Source organism: Shewanella sp. SM23, assembly GCF_025654295.1.
GTDB classification, from domain to species: Bacteria; Pseudomonadota; Gammaproteobacteria; order Enterobacterales; family Shewanellaceae; genus Shewanella; species Shewanella oncorhynchi.
In genome coordinates this window covers 137,074-158,406 of the sequence record NZ_JAKKRM010000003.1, presented here as the reverse complement: position 1 = coordinate 158,406, position 21,333 = coordinate 137,074, and the positions used below count along the sequence as shown (strand labels likewise).

17 protein-coding genes are annotated in these 21,333 nt (G+C 47.5%); 1 reads left to right on the top strand and 16 read right to left on the bottom strand.

Going from position 1 to position 21,333, the window contains the following annotated elements:
- Positions 1–182 precede the first annotated feature (182 nt).
- The gene (locus L5L98_RS05410) at positions 183–2,345 is read left to right on the top strand and encodes an alkyl/aryl-sulfatase (RefSeq protein ID WP_263139154.1); all 2,163 of its coding nucleotides are present in this window, start codon (positions 183–185) and stop codon (positions 2,343–2,345) included.
- Positions 2,346–2,728: 383 nt separating this feature from the next.
- Here L5L98_RS05410 and L5L98_RS05405 read toward each other — a convergent pair whose 3' ends face one another.
- The 16 genes from L5L98_RS05405 to L5L98_RS05330 all read right to left on the bottom strand — a co-directional run bounded on the left by L5L98_RS05405 (position 2,729) and on the right by L5L98_RS05330 (position 21,310).
- Entirely contained in the window at positions 2,729–3,145 is a 417-nt protein-coding gene (locus L5L98_RS05405) for a rhodanese-like domain-containing protein (protein WP_028761065.1), read from the bottom strand.
- A 109-nt stretch (positions 3,146–3,254) separates the two neighbouring features.
- On the bottom strand, positions 3,255–3,467 hold the full coding sequence (locus tag L5L98_RS05400) for a DUF2892 domain-containing protein (RefSeq protein WP_006082265.1): 213 nt from the start codon (positions 3,465–3,467) through the stop codon (positions 3,255–3,257).
- Between the two features lie 55 nt (positions 3,468–3,522).
- Positions 3,523–6,753, bottom strand: a complete 3,231-nt coding sequence (locus tag L5L98_RS05395; protein WP_263139142.1) for an efflux RND transporter permease subunit — start codon at positions 6,751–6,753, stop codon at positions 3,523–3,525.
- 36 nt (positions 6,754–6,789) lie between these two features.
- Positions 6,790–7,803 (bottom strand): efflux RND transporter periplasmic adaptor subunit, encoded by a 1,014-nt coding sequence (locus L5L98_RS05390; protein ID WP_263139141.1) that lies wholly within the window; start codon positions 7,801–7,803, stop codon positions 6,790–6,792.
- A gap of 176 nt (positions 7,804–7,979) precedes the next feature.
- The gene (locus tag L5L98_RS05385) at positions 7,980–8,696 is read right to left on the bottom strand and encodes an SIMPL domain-containing protein (protein ID WP_028761062.1); all 717 of its coding nucleotides are present in this window, start codon (positions 8,694–8,696) and stop codon (positions 7,980–7,982) included.
- A 143-nt stretch (positions 8,697–8,839) separates the two neighbouring features.
- Positions 8,840–9,226 (bottom strand): VOC family protein, encoded by a 387-nt coding sequence (locus L5L98_RS05380; protein ID WP_173244012.1) that lies wholly within the window; start codon positions 9,224–9,226, stop codon positions 8,840–8,842.
- Positions 9,227–9,328: 102 nt separating this feature from the next.
- Positions 9,329–10,645, bottom strand: a complete 1,317-nt coding sequence (locus L5L98_RS05375; protein ID WP_263139139.1) for an OmpP1/FadL family transporter — start codon at positions 10,643–10,645, stop codon at positions 9,329–9,331.
- 353 nt (positions 10,646–10,998) lie between these two features.
- A complete protein-coding gene (putP, locus tag L5L98_RS05370; RefSeq protein ID WP_263139137.1) occupies positions 10,999–12,450 on the bottom strand; it encodes a sodium/proline symporter PutP in 1,452 nt (483 codons plus the stop codon).
- 157 nt (positions 12,451–12,607) lie between these two features.
- Positions 12,608–13,312 carry a DUF3379 domain-containing protein gene (locus tag L5L98_RS05365; RefSeq protein ID WP_263139136.1) on the bottom strand — a complete coding sequence of 235 codons (705 nt, stop codon included), beginning with the start codon at positions 13,310–13,312 and terminating at the stop codon, positions 12,608–12,610.
- Positions 13,305–13,868 (bottom strand): sigma-70 family RNA polymerase sigma factor, encoded by a 564-nt coding sequence (locus L5L98_RS05360; protein ID WP_173244017.1) that lies wholly within the window; start codon positions 13,866–13,868, stop codon positions 13,305–13,307. Before L5L98_RS05360 ends, L5L98_RS05365 begins: the two co-directional genes overlap by 8 nt.
- A 72-nt stretch (positions 13,869–13,940) precedes the next feature.
- Positions 13,941–15,662 carry a BatD family protein gene (locus tag L5L98_RS05355; protein WP_263139134.1) on the bottom strand — a complete coding sequence of 574 codons (1,722 nt, stop codon included), beginning with the start codon at positions 15,660–15,662 and terminating at the stop codon, positions 13,941–13,943.
- Positions 15,656–17,716, bottom strand: coding sequence for a VWA domain-containing protein (locus tag L5L98_RS05350; protein ID WP_263139133.1), 2,061 nt, complete (start codon positions 17,714–17,716; stop codon positions 15,656–15,658). Before L5L98_RS05350 ends, L5L98_RS05355 begins: the two co-directional genes overlap by 7 nt.
- Positions 17,716–18,735, bottom strand: coding sequence for a vWA domain-containing protein (locus L5L98_RS05345; RefSeq protein ID WP_131525283.1), 1,020 nt, complete (start codon positions 18,733–18,735; stop codon positions 17,716–17,718). The genes L5L98_RS05350 and L5L98_RS05345 overlap by 1 nt, the downstream gene beginning before the upstream one ends.
- The gene (locus L5L98_RS05340) at positions 18,729–19,373 is read right to left on the bottom strand and encodes a DUF4381 domain-containing protein (protein ID WP_263139131.1); all 645 of its coding nucleotides are present in this window, start codon (positions 19,371–19,373) and stop codon (positions 18,729–18,731) included. The genes L5L98_RS05345 and L5L98_RS05340 overlap by 7 nt, the downstream gene beginning before the upstream one ends.
- Positions 19,374–19,375: 2 nt before the next feature.
- Complete coding sequence (locus L5L98_RS05335) at positions 19,376–20,329, bottom strand: DUF58 domain-containing protein (protein WP_263139128.1); 954 nt, start codon at positions 20,327–20,329, stop codon at positions 19,376–19,378.
- Between the two features lie 24 nt (positions 20,330–20,353).
- A complete protein-coding gene (locus L5L98_RS05330) occupies positions 20,354–21,310 on the bottom strand; it encodes an AAA family ATPase (protein ID WP_028761051.1) in 957 nt (318 codons plus the stop codon).
- Positions 21,311–21,333 lie beyond the last annotated feature (23 nt).

Here is a 21,333-nt window from a genome sequence, read left to right as displayed (position 1 = left end):
ACATTCGATTAACATTTATGACAAATAACTTATGTTTTACAGCTTGAAACAATAGGTTTGGAACCCGCACATGCGCGTTTTGTCGGATGTTATATTTTAGGAAGCTGATAACTAATATGTAGTTAAAAATACGCATTTTTACTGGCCTTAAAGACTGCATAGGTCTCATGGGATAAACGCGTATGAGTACTTTACAAGATGTCTGCTTGCTATTTTACTCTTCAAACTTGAAAGGAAATCATATGCGACATAAAAATGTGTTTAGCCTGTTTTTGGTCGGAACGCTCTTTATCTGCGGTGACACTTTAGCAGCAGGTGGCGGAGGCGTGCTGGTAGACCCTGGTGCCATGGAAGGTAAGCATTTCGATCCCAAAGGTAAAATGCCGTCGACGTTTACGGTCGAACTGCAGAATGGCCTACGCAAGACCCTGCCTTTTGAAGATAAGCGTGATTTCGAGGAAGCCAAGAAGGGCTTCATTGTCGCGCCATCCTATAAGCAAATTATGGCCGAGGCTGGCAACGTGGCTTGGGATATGGGTAGTTACGAATACCTACTGCAGGGTAAGGATTTCGATAGCATCCACCCTTCGTTGCAACGCCAGGCCATCTTGAACATGGCTTATGGCCTTTATGAGGTGGTTCCGGGCAAGATTTATCAGGTCCGTGGTTTCGATCTTGCCAACATCAGTTTTATCAAGGGCGACACGGGTTGGATCGTGTTTGATCCGCTGACAGCGAAGGAAACTGCCGCAGCAGCGTTGAAGTTAATCAACGAAAAACTCGGTCCTCGGCCAGTAGTCGCGGTGATCTATTCGCACTCACATCTGGACCATTACGGTGGTGTACGCGGTGTAATTGACGAGGCTGATGTCAAGAGTGGCAAGGTGCAAGTGATCGCGCCGAGTGGCTTTATGGAACATGCTGTTTCCGAGAACGTTTACGCAGGCAATGCAATGATCCGCCGTTCATTCTTTCAATACGGCGTGCTACTTCCACGTAGCCCGTTTGGTCATGTTGATCAATCAATTGGGAAAAATACCGCTTCGGGTAATACAGGTCTAATTCAACCGTCACGCTATATAGAAAAAGACTTCGAGACGCTGACCGTCGATGGGGTCATTATGGAGTTCCAAAGTACTCCTGGCACCGAAGCGCCTGCTGAAATGAATACTTGGTTCCCGCAGCTAAAAGCGTTTTGGGCTGCAGAGAACATCACCGGTACCATACACAATATTTACACCCTGCGTGGCGCATTAGTGCGTGATGCACTGGCTTGGTCCAAGCACATCAATGTGGCACTGTATCGTTACGGTATTGAGGCCGAATACATGTTCGCTGCACATAGTTGGCCACGTTGGGGTAACGGACGCATACAGGAAATAATGCGCACCCAGCGTGATGCTTATGGTCACCTTAACAACAACGTACTGCACCATGCGAACAAAGGTGTGACGATAAACGAAATCCACAACGTCTATAAACAACCTAAGAGCCTGCAAGTACAGTGGGCGGCCCATAGCTACCACGGTTCTATCGAGCATAACAGCCGTGCTGTGATGAACAGGTACCTTGGTTACTGGGATGCAAACCCCGCGACTCTGATGCCGCTTTCACCCAGAGAATCAGCACCGCTTTATGTCGAGATGATGGGTGGCGCTAAGAAGATAATGACTAAGGGTAAGCAACTGCAGGATCAGGGCAAGTATTTCGAAGCTGTTGAGATCCTCAATAAATTAGTCTATGCCGAACCTGAGAATGTTTCTGCCAAAGACTTGTTGGCAGATGTCTATGAGCAGATAGGCTATCAGAAGGAAAGCCCGAGCGTGCGTAACAGCTTCCTGGCTGCAGCCTATGAACTGCGCCATGGTCTGCCAAGTGGTGTACCACCCAAATCTAGCGGTCCGGATACCATTCGCGGTATGACCACCGAGCTTTGGTTGAATTTTATGGGTATCAGCATGGATAGCACCAAAGTGGAGGGAGTCAAGGCAGTCATTAATCTGATCACGCCTGATAATGGTGAGATGTTTATCGTTGAGCTAAGCAATTCAACACTGACGAACATCAAGGGACAGTTGGCTAAGAATCCGGATCTGACTATTAGAGTCAACCGTGTAGACCTAGAAACCGTTATGGGGGGGAAAGCAACATTTGACCAGTTGATTAAGGAAGGTAAAGCTAAGCTTGAAGGTGACCGCAAGCCGTTTGATTTGCTGCGGAGTTCTTTGGTTAGATTTACTCCTAGTTTTGAACTATTGCCTGGTACCAAGGCAGTTAAACCTCATCAAGATCTTGTTAAAGACCCGTTTGAAGTTCAAGAGCCCGGTAATACTTCGGGGGGCTAATGCGTCTTTTCTCTCATCCTTTTGCAAGAATGTAGAGCGTTGAGGTTCACTTCCCCTGCTTACAATAGGTTGCAGCGGTGTCAATACGCCAGTGCTGCAACCTTAAGGTGATTTATTTTTGTGCCAACTGCAGGTTAACGACATCTTTTTGTGTTTTTAAATCTGCCACTCATTTTTAGGATGGATTATGTGTCTCTTCAAAAATGATTGTGGGTAGGTGCTTACTTATTTACCTCTGCTTAATTTCGATATTCTATTTAGACAATAAAAAAGCGCCCTAGGGCGCTTTTAGCCGTTAAGCCTTGAATGGCTAGAGCGAGGTGAGAGTACTAAAGTGATTTATCTTTACTTCCCCACACTAGAGCCAATTTGATGGTAGTAAATTACTTAGCGGGTGTTTTTTGCGCCTCAATTAAGGTGGAGTAACCGCCACCATTATAGGTTTGGGTGTATCCGGCAGCGACTAAGGCTTCGGTCGCAATACTGCTACGACGACCGCTGCGGCAATACAAGACGACGGGAGCATCTTTGGCGATGCCACGCTTAGCAAACTCCTCTGTCACTTGCTCAAAGGGAATATTGACCGCATTCGCTAAATGACCTTCGGCAAATTCTTCAGGCGTTCTAACATCGAGCACCATAGCGCCTGCGGCAATTTTATCCCATGCTATTGCAGGATCTTGGTCGGCGGCGCTGGCTATCATGGGCATTAGCAGTAGTGGCATGAGTACCAGTGATTGTAAGCTTAATAGGGCTAAGCGCATTAGGCTTTGGCCACGGGTTACGAGGTTGTGGGTCACTTTATCTCTCCTTGACGGCTTTTTGGCACGCTTGTATTAGGCCAAGCGTGTACTTGCTCACCTAACTCTTATCTCTTATTTTAACTCTTAAGCAGTGACTGTATGTGGCTTAGCTTTGTTTAGCAATTTCAGCCTCTGATTTTACACCCAATTTTCGTAAAACCATGGCGGCAGGACAAAAACCGGTAAAAGCACTTTGGAATAGGTTAGCGCCAACAAATGCGGTTAACCACAGAAAGTTGTGGTGCACATAGGCGGTTAACACCAGTGACAGTAACACCATAAATCCGGCAAAAGCCATAATACTGCGTTCTAATGACATACCTTACTCCTTGAAGCCATCTTGGTGATGGCCTTTGTTGTGGTTAATTTTGTGTTTATATCTGAACAGTATTCATACGGTTTTTCATGGCCGTGTAGTACAGCACAGGGATGACAACTAAGGTCAGTATGGTCGAGATAAAAATACCAAAGATCAGACTGATCGCTAAGCCATTGAAAATCGGATCATCAAGAATAAACAATGCCCCTATCATGGCTGCAAATGCAGTCAGCATGATAGGTTTAGCTCGCACGGCGCCAGAGTGGATCACTGCCCGCTCAAAGGGCACGCCGGATGCGGTTTCTTGATTAATAAAATCGACCAATAATATCGAGTTACGCACAATAATCCCCGCCAGCGCTATCATGCCTATCATGGACGTCGCGGTGAATTGTGCTCCGAGCAGGGCATGTCCAGGCATTACGCCAATCACAGTCAGTGGAATTGGCGCCATGATGATAAGCGGCACCAGATACGATCTAAACTGCGCGACCACCAATAAATAAATCGCAATCATACCGACCGCATAGGCGATACCCATGTCTCTAAAGGTTTCGTAGGTGATCTTCCATTCGCCATCCCAGAGCACGGTGACTGAGTCTAACCCTGTGGGTTGGTGAATATAATGCTGATCAAACCCTAAGCCATCGACGCCATCGATTTTGCCCGCCATATCGAACATGCCGTAGAGCGGGCTGTCCAGTGGTCCCGACATATCGGCGACAACCATGATCATAGGGATCATATTCTTATGGATAATCGGTGCATCGATTTTGCCGCGTTTGATGGTTACCAGCTCAGACACAGGCACGGATTGCCCCGTTTGGCTCAGTAACTTCATATTCAGCACTTGATCTAAATCGACTTTCGCGCCTTCGTTTAATTGCAGGCGGATCGGTATCGGTTGTTTTTGCTGGGCTTGATGTAAATAACTCACATCTTTGCCGCCAACGGAGGTGGCAATCAAGTCGACAATATTGCTGTAGGGCACGGCCATCAGGCTGGCTTTACTGCGGTCGATCATCACTTGCCATTTTTGCTGGGCTGCGGGCAAGAAAATATCGATATCGACCACATCTTTGGTTTCATGGAACAGCGCCTGCATCTCGTAAGCGGCTTGCTCGCGGATTGCGGGGCTTGGGCCATACACTTCTGCAACCAGCGGCGACCACACTGGTGGTCCTGGTGGCACTTCAACCACTTTGATATTGGCTTGATATTGCTCGCCAATTTGCTGCAGTTCGTCTCGCACCGATACCGCTATGCTGTGGCTGTCGCGCTTGCGGTGTTTCTTATCCACTAGGTTCACTTGGATGTCGCCAAGCTCTTGGCTGTGACGCAGGAAATAGTGGCGCACTAAGCCGTTAAAGTTCATTGGCGCGTTAGTGCCCGCATACAATTGCAGATGCTCGACCTCAGGGACGGTTGTTAGGTAGCGACTCAAATCCTGCAATACTCTTTGTGTTTGCTCTACGGGAGTGCCTTCTGGCATGTCCACCATCACTTGAAACTCGGACTTATTATCGAAGGGCAGCATTTTAAGCACCACGAGCTGACCGACAGGGAGCGCGACGGCGATGCCGATTAACACAAATACGCCGGCAGCCAGTCCCACTCTTGCCTTACGGGCATTTTTACCCAGCAGGAAAGGACCAATTAAGTGAGTAAAGAGGCGCACCATCTTAGTTTCAGCTTCATCCTCGTGCGAGGCTTGGGCAGTATCGTGTTGGTCATTATGTTTCAGCAGTTTACGACTGAGCCAAGGAGTGACCACAAATGCCACAACGAGGGAAATTAACATGCCCATACTGGCGTTGATGGGGATCGGGCTCATGTAAGGCCCCATTAAGCCCGATACAAAAGCCATCGGCAGCAAGGCTGCGATAACTGTAAATGTCGCCAGAATCGTCGGGCCGCCGACTTCATCGACCGCCACTGGGATAAGCTCGCTGAAGGACTTTTTGCCGAGCGCCATATGCCGGTGGATGTTTTCTACTACGACTATGGCATCGTCGACCAAGATGCCGATGGAGAAAATCAAGGCGAACAAGGACACGCGGTTTAAGGTAAATCCCCACGCCCAAGAGGCGAAAAGGGTGATCGCTAGTGTGATAATAATGGCTACACCCACGACTAAGGATTCGCGTGCGCCCATGGTTAAAAAGACCAGTACGACTACGGCGCTGGTGGCAAAAATCAGTTTTAAAATAAGGGTGTTAGATTTATCCGCCGCGGTTTCGCCATAGTTACGTGACACTGTGACTTCGACATTTGCTGGGATCAACACATTGTCGACTTTAGCTATCCGCTCAATCACACTGTCGGCGATGTCGACGGCATTTTGGCCTGCTTGTTTACCAATTGCGATTGTGACGGCGGGATAAATGTCGGTTTTATCTGCGTGCCAAACGCTCTGTTTCGGGATATCACTTTTTAAGCTGATTTCAGCAATATCCGCCAAATAAATCGGAATATTTTTGCCTTGTTTATCTTGATAGACACTGACGACTAATTGCTTGAGATCGTCGATGGATTGTAAAAACTGCCCAGCCTGAACTTTAATCTCTTGATTGCCTTGCACTAAGGATGCAGGCATAGAGACCATATTATTGTCATTCAGACTTTGTCTTAACTTATCGTAGGTCAGATTAAAGCTGTTCATCTTGGCGGGATCGATACGTATGTTGGCCACCATATCGTGCTGGCCAACGGTATCGATTTCGCGAGTGCCTGGAATACGCTTAATTTCGGTTTCTAATCCAAGGGCGACATGGGTTAGCTGCTCAGCAGACACTTGCCTGTCCTTAGACCACAAGGTCAAACTGACAATGGGCACATCATCGATGCCGCGGGGTTTAATTAGCGGATCGCCCACGCCAGCGCCCCTTGGCAATTTATCCATATTGGAATAAATCTGGTTGTATAAGCTGACGATGGCATCATTGCGCGCAACGCCGACCTTAAAGATGACGATGATCAGCGCGCCATCGGGTTGGGAGAACGAGTACAGAGTATCTATGCCTTTGATTTCGGAGATTACTTGTTCCGCTGGCAGAGTAACTAAGTTTTCAACTTCCGTGGGTGTCGCACCGGGAAAAGGGATAAACACATCGGCAAAGGTGACATCAATTTGTGGCTCTTCTTCTTTTGGTGTCACCAAAATGGCGAATAAGCCAAGTAAGAGCCCGAGAAGTGCTAATAGTGGCGTGATGGCGCTATTTTGAAAGGCAGCGGCAATTCGTCCGGAAATCCCAAGTGTGGTTTGTGGTACTGGAGCATGTTTCATAAAACAACCTCGACAAAGCTTAAGTCGCTAGGGAATTTATTGCTTCTTGCTGAACAACACTTGGTAGGCATCAAGGGCAACCTTGTCACCCGACTTCAGGCCCGCCAGCACTTCGACCTCGCCATCTAAGGGACTAGCGACACGGACTTGGGTGAGTACAAATTCTTCGCCTTTTTTAAGGTAAACGCTGCTCAGTTCGTTCATTGTCAGTAGTGCTGAGGTGGGCAGTTGGATTTTTTCTCGCTCGCCATTTTTAAAGGAAGCCTTTGCCCACGTGCCTGGTTGAAGATTGGCTTCATTTTCTGGCAGATTAATGCGCACTTGATAACTGTGGCTGACGGGATCGGCAAAGCTAAAAATAGTGAGATCGGTTGAGGTTAACTCGCGCCCATCACTTAAACGGACGAGAAATTCGGGGGAATTTTTAAGTTGGTTAATGTAACGCTGTGGTACTTGGGTAATGGCGCGCATTTGACTCGCGGAAAACCCTGAAAGTAGTGCTTGTCCTGGGCTTACGGTTTCGCCAAGTTCGACAAAACGCTCTGTGACTATGCCACTAAAAGGCGCTGAAACGACAGTGTATTTTAAGGATTCGTTGGCTTTGATGACACGGGCTTGTGCTGCACTGACGGCTTGCTCTGTTGCTTTAGCATTGGCGGTGGCTTCATCCATCGCGCCCTTAGAAATCGCGCCTTGGGGAAATAGCTCTTTATAACGTTTGTATTGTGCCTGAGCTTCGACATTTAAAGCCTTCGCTTTGGCTAGATCAGCCTCAAAGCTTGCCAGTTCAGCGCCTTGCTCTTTACTGGTAATTTCCAGTAGGGCGGCTCCTTCGGGGACGACATCGTTAACATCGTAGTTGAGTTTGACAATACGACCAGAGGTTTGCGCCGATACCGTCGCTGCTTTTACTGCTTCAATGGTGGCGTCTAAGGTGACCCAATTCGGATAGGGTTTATTTAAGACTTCGATGGTTTCGACTGAGGCTGCCTGAGCTTGAGTACTGGAAAGTGCCAGCAGTAAGAAAAAAGCACGAGAAATTGATGTCATAACTTATATCACCCCAGATGTAATTTATGAGAAAATTCTAATGGAGTTGTTTTCAATAGGCAATCAATATTTATTAGAAAAATTTAATGTAGTGTTTTTACCTAATTTAGGAATAAGGAATAAGGCCTATAGCGCCTTATTCCTCATGCTTCAGAGCTTCAAATTAAGCCTAAAATTTAGTCATTTAAATAATAGGTTAGTGTGGAAACGATGCGAATTTGTTTAATGTAAGGCGTGCTGCTGTCGCGGTCTGAAATGGTGAACTGGCCTTGACTCGCACTTTTAATTTTTCCGAGGCGAGAATCCGAATCCTTAGCAAATTTTTCAGCCACTTCGCGGGCATTTTGAGTCGCTTCTTGCACCATGATAGGTTTGACTGAGTTGAGATCGGTAAACAGAAACTCAGTGCGATTATCATAATCTTGGCTAGCGATCGCTATACCTTCTTTTACTAAGTTAATCATTTGCTTACGGGTGTTCAGCATGAGATCAATCTGTGGGGTATAAACCGATAGGTTCACTTTTGCCGAGTAACGGTATCTGACGTTAGGATCGACATAACCTTGGGCTTGGCGATCTTCAATTGAAGGCAAAGAGACAGTAATTTCGCTGTCGCTAAAGCCTTGTTCCTTTAAAAACGCCACAACACGATCGGTTTTTTGCTGAACCGTCTCATAGAGTTTAGGCAGATTGTTATCGACCTCAGTGAAATTGATTGGCCAAATTGCCACATTGGCTTTGACTTCTTTTTCCGCTAAGCCCTTTACCGTGACAGTGCGTTCCATGGCTTTCATTTGCAATAGTGCTGAGCTTGCTGTCTGGCCTACATAAACAAGTCCAGCGCAAAGGAAACCACCTAACAGCAGGGCAGGAAGGATGTTACTTTTTTCCATAAAAAGAATCTCTTGATTAGATGAACTCAGTCTACGATACCGAATAAACCTCAGTCATGCACTGGGTTTATTCGGAATAGATGCCGCTTAAGGCAGAGGAGATTATGTTGAGAGATGAGTTTTGAAATATCTGTTTAAAGCATTTATTTTTCAGGAGGGATGGCGCTTGGCTGCCATAATTCGACTTTATTGCCATCAGGGTCAATAAACCAGCCAAAGCGGCCAAATTCTGAATCTTCAATACCACCAATCGGTTGACCGCCACCTTGCTCTACTTGTAGGAGTGCTTGCTCTAAATCGTCAACGACAAAGTTGAACATAAACCCTTTATCTGAGGGGGCGAAATAGTCCGTGCTATGGGCGAAAGGAGTCCAAACATGGTAGCCAAGAGTTGATTTATCTGTGTGATAAAACGCGGCGCCTCCCCAGTTTTCAATAGGGACTTGAAGATGGGTTTTGTACCAAGTTGCCAAGGCAACGGGATCGACACTTTTAAAGAAAATTCCACCGAGTCCAATGACTTTAGCCATAGCCGTAGCTGCATTTACAGGAGTATGAATTAACTTTAGGCAATAAATGCTTAAGATACAAAAAAGCCGCAAAAAATGCGGCTTTGGTGTTAGGAATTTATCTTAGAACTGGTAGCTGTATTGAACTGAGTAGTACATACCACTTGATTCAGTAATCGCATTAACAGGGCCTGCGATTGCGCTGTTTTCGATCAGGTGAACTTCTTCACCTTTAATATAAGCGATACCAAAGTCAACCGTGTTTTGTGGGTTGATGTGGTAGCTCATACCCGCTGTATACCAGTTACGGTCAGAGTCTGGGAATGAAATAGAGCTGATTTCGTCCACAACGCCTTGGTCATGCATATAACCCGCGCGCACGGTGAATTGTTCGTTGATTGTGTAAGTGCCACCTAGGCTGAATAACCATGAATCTTTCCATTGGTATTCTTTCAGAGCAACGTCGCCAGCTTGCAGTTGAGTACCTGCACCCGCTTGACCTGGAATAATAGTGGCTACGCCATCTTTAGCCGTGATTTGTTCAAAGTTGCTCCACTGGGTGTACTGCGCAGTGTAGTGCACTGCAAACTTAGGTGTGAGCTGATGGAAACCAGCAACTTGGAAAATATCCGCAAGGGGTACGTCTAAGCTGTCAAAGCTTGTCGCTAGTGCTGTTTTTGAACCTAAACCAACGGCAGATAGATCTTTAGTGCTGATCGTGTTGATATCACCTTTAACATTCACTGTTGGGCTGAAACGGTAGCTGATACCGAAACGATTGTCTTTATCTAACTCAATTGTGGCACCCACAATACCACCAAACGCCCAACCGTCAGCGTCGACGTCAACCAGAGGTGTCGCGCCCATGTTACGGGTTAAACGACCTTCACCGTAAATGGCATCAATACCAGCACCGATACTGAACATGTCATTAATACGGTATGAAAGGCTGGTGTTAAAGTTAACCGTTGTTACTTCTGTTTCGCCAAGCAGATCATAAGGTGCTTGTGAGCCTGCTGGTAAACTCTTTGAAAGTGAGCTGGCATCGGTACCGGTACCAAAGTTAGAGAAAGCGGCAAAACCTACGGCGAACTTATCGTCGATTGGGTGGATGTAGAAAATATTAGGGATAATTTTAGAGCTACCCGCGTCATCGATGCTGCCTAAGTCTACGCCACCGGCCTTAAAGTTAACGTCTTTAACATCAACAGTAATATCGGCATAAGTTAAGCCGAAGGAGATCGCATCTTTATCGAATAATGCCATAGCAGCAGGGTTACGTGATAACACAGAAGCGTTATCGGCAATAACCGCATCACCCGCAAATGCACGGCCCATACCAGTTGCTGATTGGCTGTTTAGTTGAAAACCTGAAGCTAAGGTTTGTGTGCTTGCTAATGCCACAGAAACGGCAATGAGTGTCTTGTTGAATGTTTTCATTATTATTCTCTCTATTTTTTATAAGTATTGGATTTTTATTCGGTCCTAGTCCGCCGAAAGTATTTAAATCCATTTATTAGTCTCCGGCATCTTATGGATTCAATGTACCCTCAACAAGTCCGACCAGAAGCTAAATATGTTAATTTTCAGTTAATTAAAAGTCTTTAAAACAAGAGTGATACTTTAGTATGCTTGAATGGTCTGGCCAGATGCTTGATATGAAGGGCTTTGGGTGCTGCTATGGGTTTCAATTGAAGTTAACGGTTTGTAATGGTGTGTAGGGTATTTAAAAGGATACAAAATGTAAAAAGCGCACACTTGTGCGCTTTTAAACATATGGAAGCATATCTAGATTAGAGTGCAGACTTAAATTGTTCGAACTCTGTCGTTATTTTTTCACTTGGAGCAGAGAATTTACTGACTAAAATACCCGCAATAGTCGCGAATATAAACCCAGGAAGGATTTCGTAGACTTCAAAAATGCCACCAGTGAGTTGCTTCCAAATCACCACAGTTAATGCACCGACAATAATAGTGGCGATAGCGCCATTACGGCTATATTGCTTCCAAAACAAGGATAACAAGACTACGGGACCAAAGGCCGCACCAAAGCCTGCCCAAGCATAACTCACTAGGCTGAGTACGCTACTTTCAGGATTGAGTGCTATCACACCTGCAATCACAGCGATAGCGAGTACACCTAAACGACCTACCATCATTAGCTCGCGATCATCGGCTTTTGGGCGCAACCATTTACGGTAGAAATCTTCGGTGATGACACTTGAGCAGACTAAGAGTTGTGAGTCGATAGTACTCATGATTGCCGATAAAATAGCGGCGATTAATAGCCCACCAATCCATGGGTTAAACGCTGCTTGAGCTAAATGGATAAACACTGTTTCAGAATTGGCTAATGGCTCTTTGGCGAAATAGAGCGAGCCTGCGATACCTGTGGCTAACGCGCCAATGAGAGATAACACCATCCAGCTCATGGCAATACGGCGTGACAAGGGCAGGGCATCGGCACTGCCTATCGCCATAAAACGCGACAAAATATGTGGCTGACCAAAATAACCTAGGCCCCATGCGAGCAAAGATAACATGCCGATGGCAGTGGTTTTGTCATTGACCAATGCCAACATTGCGGGATCAATCGTTTCAATACCTGCATGGCTTTCGGGGTGAGCGAAAACGGCGAAAGGGACAATCAATAGGGCGATGAGCATTAAACTACCTTGGAAAAAGTCAGTCCAACACACGGCAAAGAAACCGCCAATAAAGGTGTAACCGACTATGATGGCCGAGCCAATCACGAGGGCTGCGGTGTAATCAAGCCCAAAGACTTTCTCAAATAAAATCGCGCCACCGACCATGCCAGAGGAGGCATAGAAAGTAAAAAACACCAGAATAGTGATTGCGGAAACGAGTTTGAGATAGCCTTGGGTATCGTGGAAACGTTTCTCGAAAAAATCCGGTAAAGTGAGGGCGTTATCTGCGAGTTGGGTATAAATGCGCAGTCGTTTGGCAACAAATAACCAGTTTAGCCAAGCACCAATAATTAATCCTACGCCAATCCAGGCTGCACCTAAGCCGCTTAAGTAAACTGCGCCGGGTAGCCCCAGTAACAGCCAACCTGACATGTCAGATGCACCCACGCTGAGTGCGGTCACTGCGGGGCCCATTTTGCGGCCACCTAAAATATAATCATCAACAGTATCGGTAGCACGGTAAGCCCAAAAACCTATGCCCATCATCAATACTAAGTAACCAACAAATGTGATTAAAATCGGGGTTTCAATCGTCATCTTGCCTTTTCCCATCTTTTTATTATTAAAAGTGGCAAGCATGCTACCAGATGTTTGAACGTGCGCCCATTAGCAGATGTAAGTGTGATTGAAATCTAACCTCCGATAACATGAAAATATCGGAGATTGATTTTTAAATGCAATTTATAACAATAGCTTAAATAAATATATTCTTGATTTCGTCTTTTATATAGCGAAGGTCAGCTTGATCCTCACCTATGAGCAAAATAAATGCATCGGGCGTTTCAAAGCCCATTCCTTGATATTTACCGTCGGCGAAGGTTTTATCCAACACCATACGTTTCTCGAGTGGCACGATAAAGAGCGTCACCTTACTTTGCTCGCCCTGAAGTACTAAGTGCAGGCTTTTTACCCCTTGAAAATCGCAATAAGAGGTGTAATACACTTTGCCCGGTTGTTGGGTAAATTTGGCATTGCCAAAGTCTTTTATCGACGCAAGCTGGGCATTGACTTGACTAAAATTGACATTTTGATCGACATGCAAGGCAATATCTTCATGGTAGACATGGGCCAGTGCATGTTCAGCCAAATCAATAGGCCCTAAGCGTAATAGGCTGAAGCAGATGCCTACCACAAACGCAACCGAGGCAGCCATGGCCACTAAAAAAAACGTTTGCCGGCGCTGTTTATGGTGCTGTTGTAACTGCTGACGCAAAATGAGTTTGTCGGCGAGATCCTCAGCCACATCCACTTTTAATGCATTGCTCAGTTTGGCATCAAGGTTTTTAAGCTCATTGATTAGGGCTTGGTTTTCTGGCTTGGCATTGATCTGCGCCAGAAAGTCAGCATCTTGATTATGAGGATCTTCATAAGCTTGACGTCTAAATTTAAGCTCATCCATTGGATTGACCTCTCACATCATTCTTCTCAAGTAATTCTTTCAATTGGCTCCTCGCCCGAAATAAACGCGTCATTACGGTGTTGCGATTGAGCTCCATCAGCTCGGCGATTTCATCGCCGCTAAAGCCACCAATGAGCTGGAGTAAGAGTGGTTCGCGGTATTCGATATCCAGCTTGCCAATTTGTCGACGGATCAGATATTGCTCGGTCTGCTCTTCACTGCTATTGGAGATATTGTCTTCCAATGTATCTTGCTCAACGTCGGAATAATCGAACTGTTTACGCTCGAAACGCCGCGCATTTTCACGCCTAAGAATCGTGATCAGCCAAGCTTTCGCCGCTTTATCATCCTTGAGGGAATCCAAAGCGCGCCACGCCCGCAAGAAGGTTTCTTGGGTAATGTCTTCAGCCACGTGTTTATCGCCGCATAACCAATAGGCGTAGCGGAAAATGTCTGCATGTAGCGCCTTGACTAGGCTGTTGTATCGTCGTTGTTTACTTAGCATGTCAGAAGAGACCGCGGGCTCGACGGATTTCTTACGCCAGTTAGCAAACATTTTTATTTTTTCGGCTTGTTGGCTGAATGTTTAGCATAGTTGAGCTCGCTTCTCTCTCATTAAATCCTTAATTTACTTAGGATTCAGTGGGCTTAATGGCGCTGATTTAGGTGCGGAATGTTTATGCTCACAAGCCTTAACCGCGTTAAGTAAGGCGGTACATTCGGCGCTTAAGTGGCTATTTGTATTGTTAGAATTCGCACTGCTCGTATTAGCACTGTCAGTATGGTGGCTCTTATCGGCCTTCGCACTGTAGGCTTTGATTTGCAGTTGCTGTATCGCTGCTGCCAGTTGTGGTGACTGCTCAGCAATCTTATCTAATGTCATAGGCGTTTGCTGTAACTCACTGAAATATCGCTGCAATTGCAACATAATTCGACTCACATCGCCACTGGCGCAGGCTTGCTCTAATCCTTTCAAGCCGGAGGCAGTCACTGATTGTGCTGAACTGATTGAAGAGTTTACTGAAATTTGGGCGGCCGTTTGATTTTTTAAGGCGCGGCGCCAAGCGACTAAGGTGATAATCCAAGCGACTAGAGTGACCAGCCATAGAGCAGCAAAAACCATGGTTAGCCAAGACCAGCCCTTATCGGCCGCGGAGTTGGTTTCCCATGTTGGTTGAGCTGGCGTATCACTGACAGCACCACCTTCAACGATTATGGTACGCGCGGGCAGCGTTGCAGTTTCTTGACGTTTAAGGCGCGGATTCCACCAAGGCACTTTGATTTCGGGCAAGGTAAAGGTGCCTGCTTTGCTGGGAACGATTGCCGAAGTAATACTGTACTGCGAAACAATTTGTGCATCGCGCACAAAGGTCTGCCGCTGAGGTTTTTCTGGGTATGACTTAAGCTCATCGGGCAGAGTTTGCACTATATCAGGCAGACTATTTTCATCGGCATTGGAAGCCAACAGTGTAATAGTGCGGGTGATAGGGCTACCGACGGTAAACTTTTTAATATCCTCAGGGAAGTTTTCTTTTAGCGCTACTAAATCGGCAACCAGCCATTGGCCTTGGAAGCTTGTTGGTGCAGGATTCACTTGAACTGTCAGTGAGGGCGCGCCTGCTTGCATTGGGCGGCTTTCATTAAAGCCAAACATGCCGCCGCGGCGTTGGGATTCTACCAGCACATCGCCAGCAAAGGTTGCACCTTTGATATTCACTTGGCCGGGCAAATCGGGAATGATGCCATAGGTGCGTTCAATCACGCGGTAACGTCGGCCATCGACTATCTCTGAACCATCCCTATCTTCTCCGATTTGTTTGATCTGTGCGCCTTCGATTACTGGTGCACTCAATACGCCCCTTTGTAATTCTACCGCCAGATAGAGTTTCACTTTGTAGGTAATGAGCTGCCCAACATAGGCTTCGTCGGTCGAGACTTTGGCGTCAATGAACAGATTGTTCATTTGCGCGGGCTGGCTACCAGTTTCGACCACTTTGAGTGGAATAGGCGATGAGCTGACGCCGTCAATACTAAAGGCTGGAATGGTTAACTGGCCTTGTTGTTTTGGCGCGAGCAGTACTTGCCAGCGGGTTTCTTTGACCGCATCGAAGTTCATGATTTGCGTGCTGCGGCTCACGCTAGTACGGCCGACAATAAAATCTTTCAGTAGGGCGGATGTGTCTAGCTTACCGGTATCGACTTCGTCATCGACACTGATGTTGAGCACAAAGTATTCGCCCTCCATCACTGGGTTGCGATCGACCGAGGCCTCAATTTTGCTAAGTGCAAAGGCGGGATGGGCTACTCCGATGGCAAGGAGTAGCAGGATAAAAAATTGTCTCGTCACCACTGTTCGTTATCCTTTGATATTTGGCCATTTTGACGGCGTTTTTGATATTCCAACTGCATCTTGTTGCGCAGTAACACTTGCGGGTCTTCACTCACGCCCCTCAGTGCTCGTTGCATTTCTGCGGGCAGTGGCTCGCTATTGGTTGGCGGTGCCTCGACCGATTCACTCATAGCAGCCTCTTGTTTATCTTGCGCATTTTGCTCAGGAGCTTCTTTGGCGGCAACGCTTTGCTTTTCTTGTTTTGCTGACTTTTGCTCTTCAGCATCGGCTTTAGCCTGCGCTTGCATCTTAGCTTCATTTTCTACAGGTGAATTGTCTACCGGCTCATTTTCCTGCGCATCCTGCTCGCCATTTTGCTGCTTGGCTTCATCCTGCTGATCCTGAGCATTGCCATTTTGCTTATCTTGCTCAGACTGTTGCTCATCCGTTTTTTGCTGCTCAGGGCTTTGATCCGCGTCGTCATTGTCCTGTTGATCCTGAGATTCTTGTCCCGCTTGATCTTGCTTATCTTTCTGAGCGGTATCTTGGTCAGATTGCTGTTTATCCTGCGATTTTTGGTCACCGGATTGTTGGTCGCCAGACTGCTGATCACCTGATTTGGGATCACCGGACTGCTGATCCCCTTGTTGATCTTGGTTCTTATCCTGTTGCTCGTTTTTACCTTGCTGTTGTTGCTGTTCCTGCAATAACTTTTCAGCAAGTTCAAGGTTGGCCTTCGCCGCAGGGAAATCAGCTTGTTTCTCAAGCGCGGCTTGATAGCGCTCCTTGGCCTTATCGGGTTTACCGAGTTGCATCAACGCATTGCCTTGATTGTAGAGGCCTTGGGCTGAGCTATCTTGCTCGAAGGTTTTTAGTGCTTGCGCAAAATCACCAGCTTTATATTGGGCGCTGCCACGCCATTGGGGCGACTCAAACTGCTTAGCGGCGTTTGCGTAATCTTGGGATTGATAGGCCTGCATCGCTTGTTGATCTGTGGTTTTCCACACATTGTCCCAGGCATTGTCCCATACACTGGCATGGGCTGGCTGAGGCACAGCCGCGAGCAGTAAGCTGCCAGCAAGAGTGACAAATCCAACACTGGCCACGATTCCTTGTCTAAAGCTGAAAAGGGCGGGTAGCAGTAATAATAAGGCGAGGTAAGGACCGAGATCCTGCCAAGTTTCACCATCAAGATCTGTGGCTTTCGCATCGCCAGCATCGCTTAACCATTGCTGTAATTGGGCGAGATCATTACCGTCGGTGCGATTCTGGATCAGAACGCCTTTGTTATTCACGGCCAGTTTTTGTAGCAGAGCGAAATCAGTGCTGGCCACAACGACTTCGTTGCTGCTGTCGCGTTGTAATTGTCCATCGGGTAGACGGATTGGCGCACCTTGGCTAGTGCCAAAAGCGACGACGGCGAGGCGATATTGGGTGCCACTTAATGCCGAGTTAGCCTCATCAAACTGGGCAGCAGTTATGCCATCTGTCATCAGGATAATATCACCGCGAATATGCCCACCCTGAGCCAGTAGCATTTTAGCTTGGGTCAAGCCTGCCGCTAAGTTTGAACCACGAACGGGCATAATCTCAGGACTTAACGTCGGCAGTAAATTGAGTAATGTGCCGGTATCACGGGTTAATGGGCTGATAGTAAAGGCATCGCCGGCAAAGGCGACTAAACCAGTTTCACCTTCTTTAAGATTACGCAGAAGATCCGTTGCCCTAAATTTTGCTTGGGTTAACCGATTCGGCGCAAGATCGGTGGCGAACATAGATACGGACATGTCCATCACCAGTACGCGGCCTTGCTCGGCGGCAAACACAGGTAAGGATTGTTTATTCACGGCAGGTCCGGCGAGTGCCAAGGTTGCAATCAACCAAGTGAAGGCTAATAAATGCAACGGACGGCGGGATTTTTTATTACCTTGGGTGACCAATACCTTGGCTAAGTGCGGCGCAATATAACGATTCCAAGCGCTGTGGCTCTCGTGTTGCCGCCATAAACTCAACAAGGCTAAGGCTAGCGGTACTAGTGCGAGTAGCCATTCGGGACGAATAAAATGTAGGCTCATTATTTGATGTTCCCCTGTGAAGTGGTTGCGACAGAGGGTTTAACGCGGCGCGCTGCAAACAGTGGCAATTGACCTAAGGCAATCCACAGACTCGTCAGTAATGCCAGTGCCAGCGGCCAATAGAACAGATCTGCCTGCGGACGATAGCTTAATTGATCGCGACTCACAGGTTCGAGTTTATCGATTTCTTGGTAAATCTGGTCTAGCTCTTGGCTGTTACGGGCGCGAAAATAACGGCCGTGGGTGACGTCGGCGATATGTTTAAGTTGGTTTTCATCCAGATCCATCGAAGGATTAACCCGCTCGCGGCCAAAGAGTGTACGGCGCTCCATTACATCTGCGCCCACACCAACCGTATAAATAGTAACTTTACGATTAGCGGCAATTTGCGCTGCTTGCTCTGGTTCTATATTACCCGCGTTGTTAGAGCCGTCGGTCAATAAAATCAACACTCTATTACTCTCGTCCATTTTATCGAAGCGTTTTACCGCTAGAGCGATAGCTTCACCTATGGCGGTTTGCTTACCGACTAAGCCAATTTGTGCTTCTTTTAAAAATTGCGCCACTGAACGTCTATCTTGGGTGAGCGGCGCCTGTAAATAGGCGTGATCGGCAAAGAGGATCAAGCCGATACGATCACCCTTGCGGCGCTCGATAAAGTCACTGACGACGTGCTGAATTAAAGTGAAACGATCGACGGTTTTGCCATTCACCACCATGTCTTCAATCTGCATACTGCCGGATAAATCCACCGCCATCATCAAATCGCGGCCTTGGCTTGGCAGTTCGATAGGTTCACCAAGCCATTGAGGACGAGCAATAGCGAGCACTAACAGGCACCACATCAGCCAGTAGCGTTTGCGACTTTGGCGCGTGTTGGCCGCTAAGCTTTGTTTACCCGTTTGGCTTATTCCGGGTAATTGCAGCCGGCCACCATCCACTTGTACTGTGTGTTGGCGCCAAAAAATCAAAGGTAAAGGCAATAATATCAATAGCCAAGGCCATGCAATTGTTAACATTGTTCCTCCGCTTTTTCAGTGTCAGTTTGCTGGGTTGGCGCTTGGCTTTTAGCTCGAGCGTCGCCACTAGCTTGAACGTAGCCCTTAGCTAAAACAAGAGTCGGCTCAGGCGTACTCAGTTTTGCTTTCGATGCCAACCAAGCCTGCGCCAGTTGATGTAATTCATTGGCTTCAGCTAAGGTCAATGGCGTTGCCTGATGGCGTTTTGCTAATAAGGGGCCGATACGTTGGCGTTTATGCTCAGGTAAATAGCTGTCTAACCAAGCCGCCCAAGCTTCACCATCTAAAGAGGCTATCGCTTCTCTGCTGAGGTAACTCATGGCGGTGCGCTTTAATAGGCTGTTGACGTCAGAGGCATAGGAAGTCGCTTGTTTATCGAGCTGATTGAGTAACTGCTTCGCGGCTTTTTTCGGCGCTAAGTAACGGGCGCGTTTTCTTAGCCAGATAACTAAGAGTGTGATGAGGGCAATCACAAGTGCTAAAACCAGCCAATAACCGATTGCCCAAGGCCAAGCGCCGATCGGTTCGGGATGAATAATATCCTGCAGTTGTGCAAGGGCTGGATTTGGCGCCGTAGAAGGCATAGGTACTGTTGCCTGTGGATTTGCTATTTCTGAATTCACTGTTGCTGGATCCATAGTTAACGCAATAATTCCAATTGGTGGGCTAGGGGAGCACCCGCATCTATGAGCTGGGTGCGTACGCGCAGTTGTTGCATCATGGCGATAAAGTCCTTTTGCTGACGCAACTGAATGTCGAGCCAAGCCTGATAACTGTGGCGGGTAAGCACTAAGTCCTCATCCCCATCCCGTACCGGCAAATTAAAGTTGTGCGGTAACGGCAGTGTGCCTTGACGCAGAGGATCGGTAATAAGATAGGCACCCACATCGCAATGACGCTTAAGCTCGGTGAGGGGCGCGATACATTGGGGACTAAAATGGCTGCCATCTGTCACTATCCAAACTAAGGAGCCGGGTTTGGCGATACGTTGTAATCGCTGACAGGCACGCAGGATATGGTCAGGATCGCGCTGGCCAGTGCCAACATGATTGAGCTGATTTTCGTGCACACGGCGCAGGCCTGAGATCAATTGCAATATGCCCTGACGACGGCTGCGGGGTTTGAGCTCTAAATGCTCAGACTCGCATGCGATCAAGGCGCCGAGCCGATCGCCATGGTTAATCGCATTCCAACCTAAGGTGGCCGCAAGGTGTCCTGCTTGCACCGATTGCAGCAATAAACTCGAACCAAAATAGAGGCTTTGGCTCAAGTCGATTAACAATAAAATAGGGCGCTCACGTTCTTCGACAAATAACTTAGTGTGAGTTGTGCCCGTACGAGCGGTAACGCGCCAATCAATGGTGCGCACATCGTCGCCCTGTTGGTAGTGGCGCACCTCGGCAAACTCCATACCGCGGCCTTTGATTAAGCTGCTGCGATGGCCCGCTAAATTAGCGCGGGCACGGCTATAACGCTCAGGCATAGCACGGGCGATATTTTGGCACGCCAGCAGCTCTTGCTCGGTTAAATACAAGCCATCGGCAAAAAGCGGCAAGCCATCGACCGAGGCTGAGAGTCGCGCTGTGTCACTCATCTTATTTCACCTTTATCTTCACCGTTAAGGTACTGCAACTTGACTTAAGATGTGGTTGATCACGTGATCGCGGCTGACACCTTCGGCCTGTGCTTGGTAGCTAAGTAGCAATCTGTGTCTTAACACGTTCGGTGCGACGGCTTGAATGTCTTCTGGTGAAACAAAGTCTCGCTCGTGCAGCCAAGCACGGGCGCGGGCGCAGCGTTCTAATGAAATAGTTGCGCGCGGGCTGACGCCGTACTCAAGCCACTTAGCTAAGTCTTCGCTGTAACGTAAAGGCTCACGGGTCGCCATCACGATTTCGACTATGTACTTTTCGAGCGGCTCGGCAAGATAGATTTCCATGGCTTCGTCACGGGCGGCAAACACATCTGCTTGTGCAATCGGCTCAGTGGTTGGCAATTCGTGGGTCAGCGCTTCTTTGCGGGATTGACGCAGAATTTCGATTTCAGTCTCGCCGCTTGGGTAATCAAGGTTTAAGTGCATCAGAAAACGGTCAAGCTGTGCTTCGGGCAGCGGATAAGTGCCTTCGTTCTCTAATGGGTTTTGGGTGGCCATTACTAAAAACAGCGGTGGAAGTTTATAGCTGTGCTTACCAACTGTGACTTGGCCTTCGGCCATGGCTTCTAATAAGGCTGACTGAACTTTGGCTGGGGCACGGTTAATTTCGTCCGCCAAGATTAAATTGTGGAAAATCGGTCCGGCTTCAAATTCGAAGGTGCCAGTTTGCGAGCGATAGATATCTGTACCGGTTAAGTCGGCGGGCAGTAGATCTGGGGTAAATTGAATGCGGTGAAAATCGCCCTCAACCCCGTCACATAAGGCTTTCACTGCACGGGTTTTTGCCAGTCCCGGAGGTCCTTCAACTAATAAGTGGCCATTGGCAATTAAGGCAATGAGCAGATTTTCGGTCAATACTGGCTGCCCTAAAACAACCTTATTTAGGTAAGTGCGTAATGCGTGGAAGCGACTCAAAGGCATGATGCTACTCGTTTTATTATGTT

Coding starts and splice junctions, on each gene's coding strand:
- L5L98_RS05330 (WP_028761051.1), bottom strand. CDS start 21,310: ATGCCTTTGAGTCGCTTCCACGCATTACGCACTTACCTAAATAAGGTT.
- L5L98_RS05350 (WP_263139133.1), bottom strand. CDS start 17,716: ATGAGCCTACATTTTATTCGTCCCGAATGGCTACTCGCACTAGTACCG.
- putP (WP_263139137.1), bottom strand. CDS start 12,450: ATGACGATTGAAACCCCGATTTTAATCACATTTGTTGGTTACTTAGTA.
- L5L98_RS05390 (WP_263139141.1), bottom strand. CDS start 7,803: ATGACATCAATTTCTCGTGCTTTTTTCTTACTGCTGGCACTTTCCAGT.
- L5L98_RS05395 (WP_263139142.1), bottom strand. CDS start 6,753: ATGAAACATGCTCCAGTACCACAAACCACACTTGGGATTTCCGGACGA.
- L5L98_RS05365 (WP_263139136.1), bottom strand. CDS start 13,312: ATGGATGAGCTTAAATTTAGACGTCAAGCTTATGAAGATCCTCATAAT.
- L5L98_RS05385 (WP_028761062.1), bottom strand. CDS start 8,696: ATGGAAAAAAGTAACATCCTTCCTGCCCTGCTGTTAGGTGGTTTCCTT.
- L5L98_RS05375 (WP_263139139.1), bottom strand. CDS start 10,645: ATGAAAACATTCAACAAGACACTCATTGCCGTTTCTGTGGCATTAGCA.
- L5L98_RS05360 (WP_173244017.1), bottom strand. CDS start 13,868: ATGTTTGCTAACTGGCGTAAGAAATCCGTCGAGCCCGCGGTCTCTTCT.
- L5L98_RS05335 (WP_263139128.1), bottom strand. CDS start 20,329: ATGAGTGACACAGCGCGACTCTCAGCCTCGGTCGATGGCTTGCCGCTT.
- L5L98_RS05410 (WP_263139154.1), top strand. CDS start 183: ATGAGTACTTTACAAGATGTCTGCTTGCTATTTTACTCTTCAAACTTG.
- L5L98_RS05400 (WP_006082265.1), bottom strand. CDS start 3,467: ATGTCATTAGAACGCAGTATTATGGCTTTTGCCGGATTTATGGTGTTA.
- L5L98_RS05380 (WP_173244012.1), bottom strand. CDS start 9,226: ATGGCTAAAGTCATTGGACTCGGTGGAATTTTCTTTAAAAGTGTCGAT.
- L5L98_RS05340 (WP_263139131.1), bottom strand. CDS start 19,373: ATGGATCCAGCAACAGTGAATTCAGAAATAGCAAATCCACAGGCAACA.
- L5L98_RS05345 (WP_131525283.1), bottom strand. CDS start 18,735: ATGTTAACAATTGCATGGCCTTGGCTATTGATATTATTGCCTTTACCT.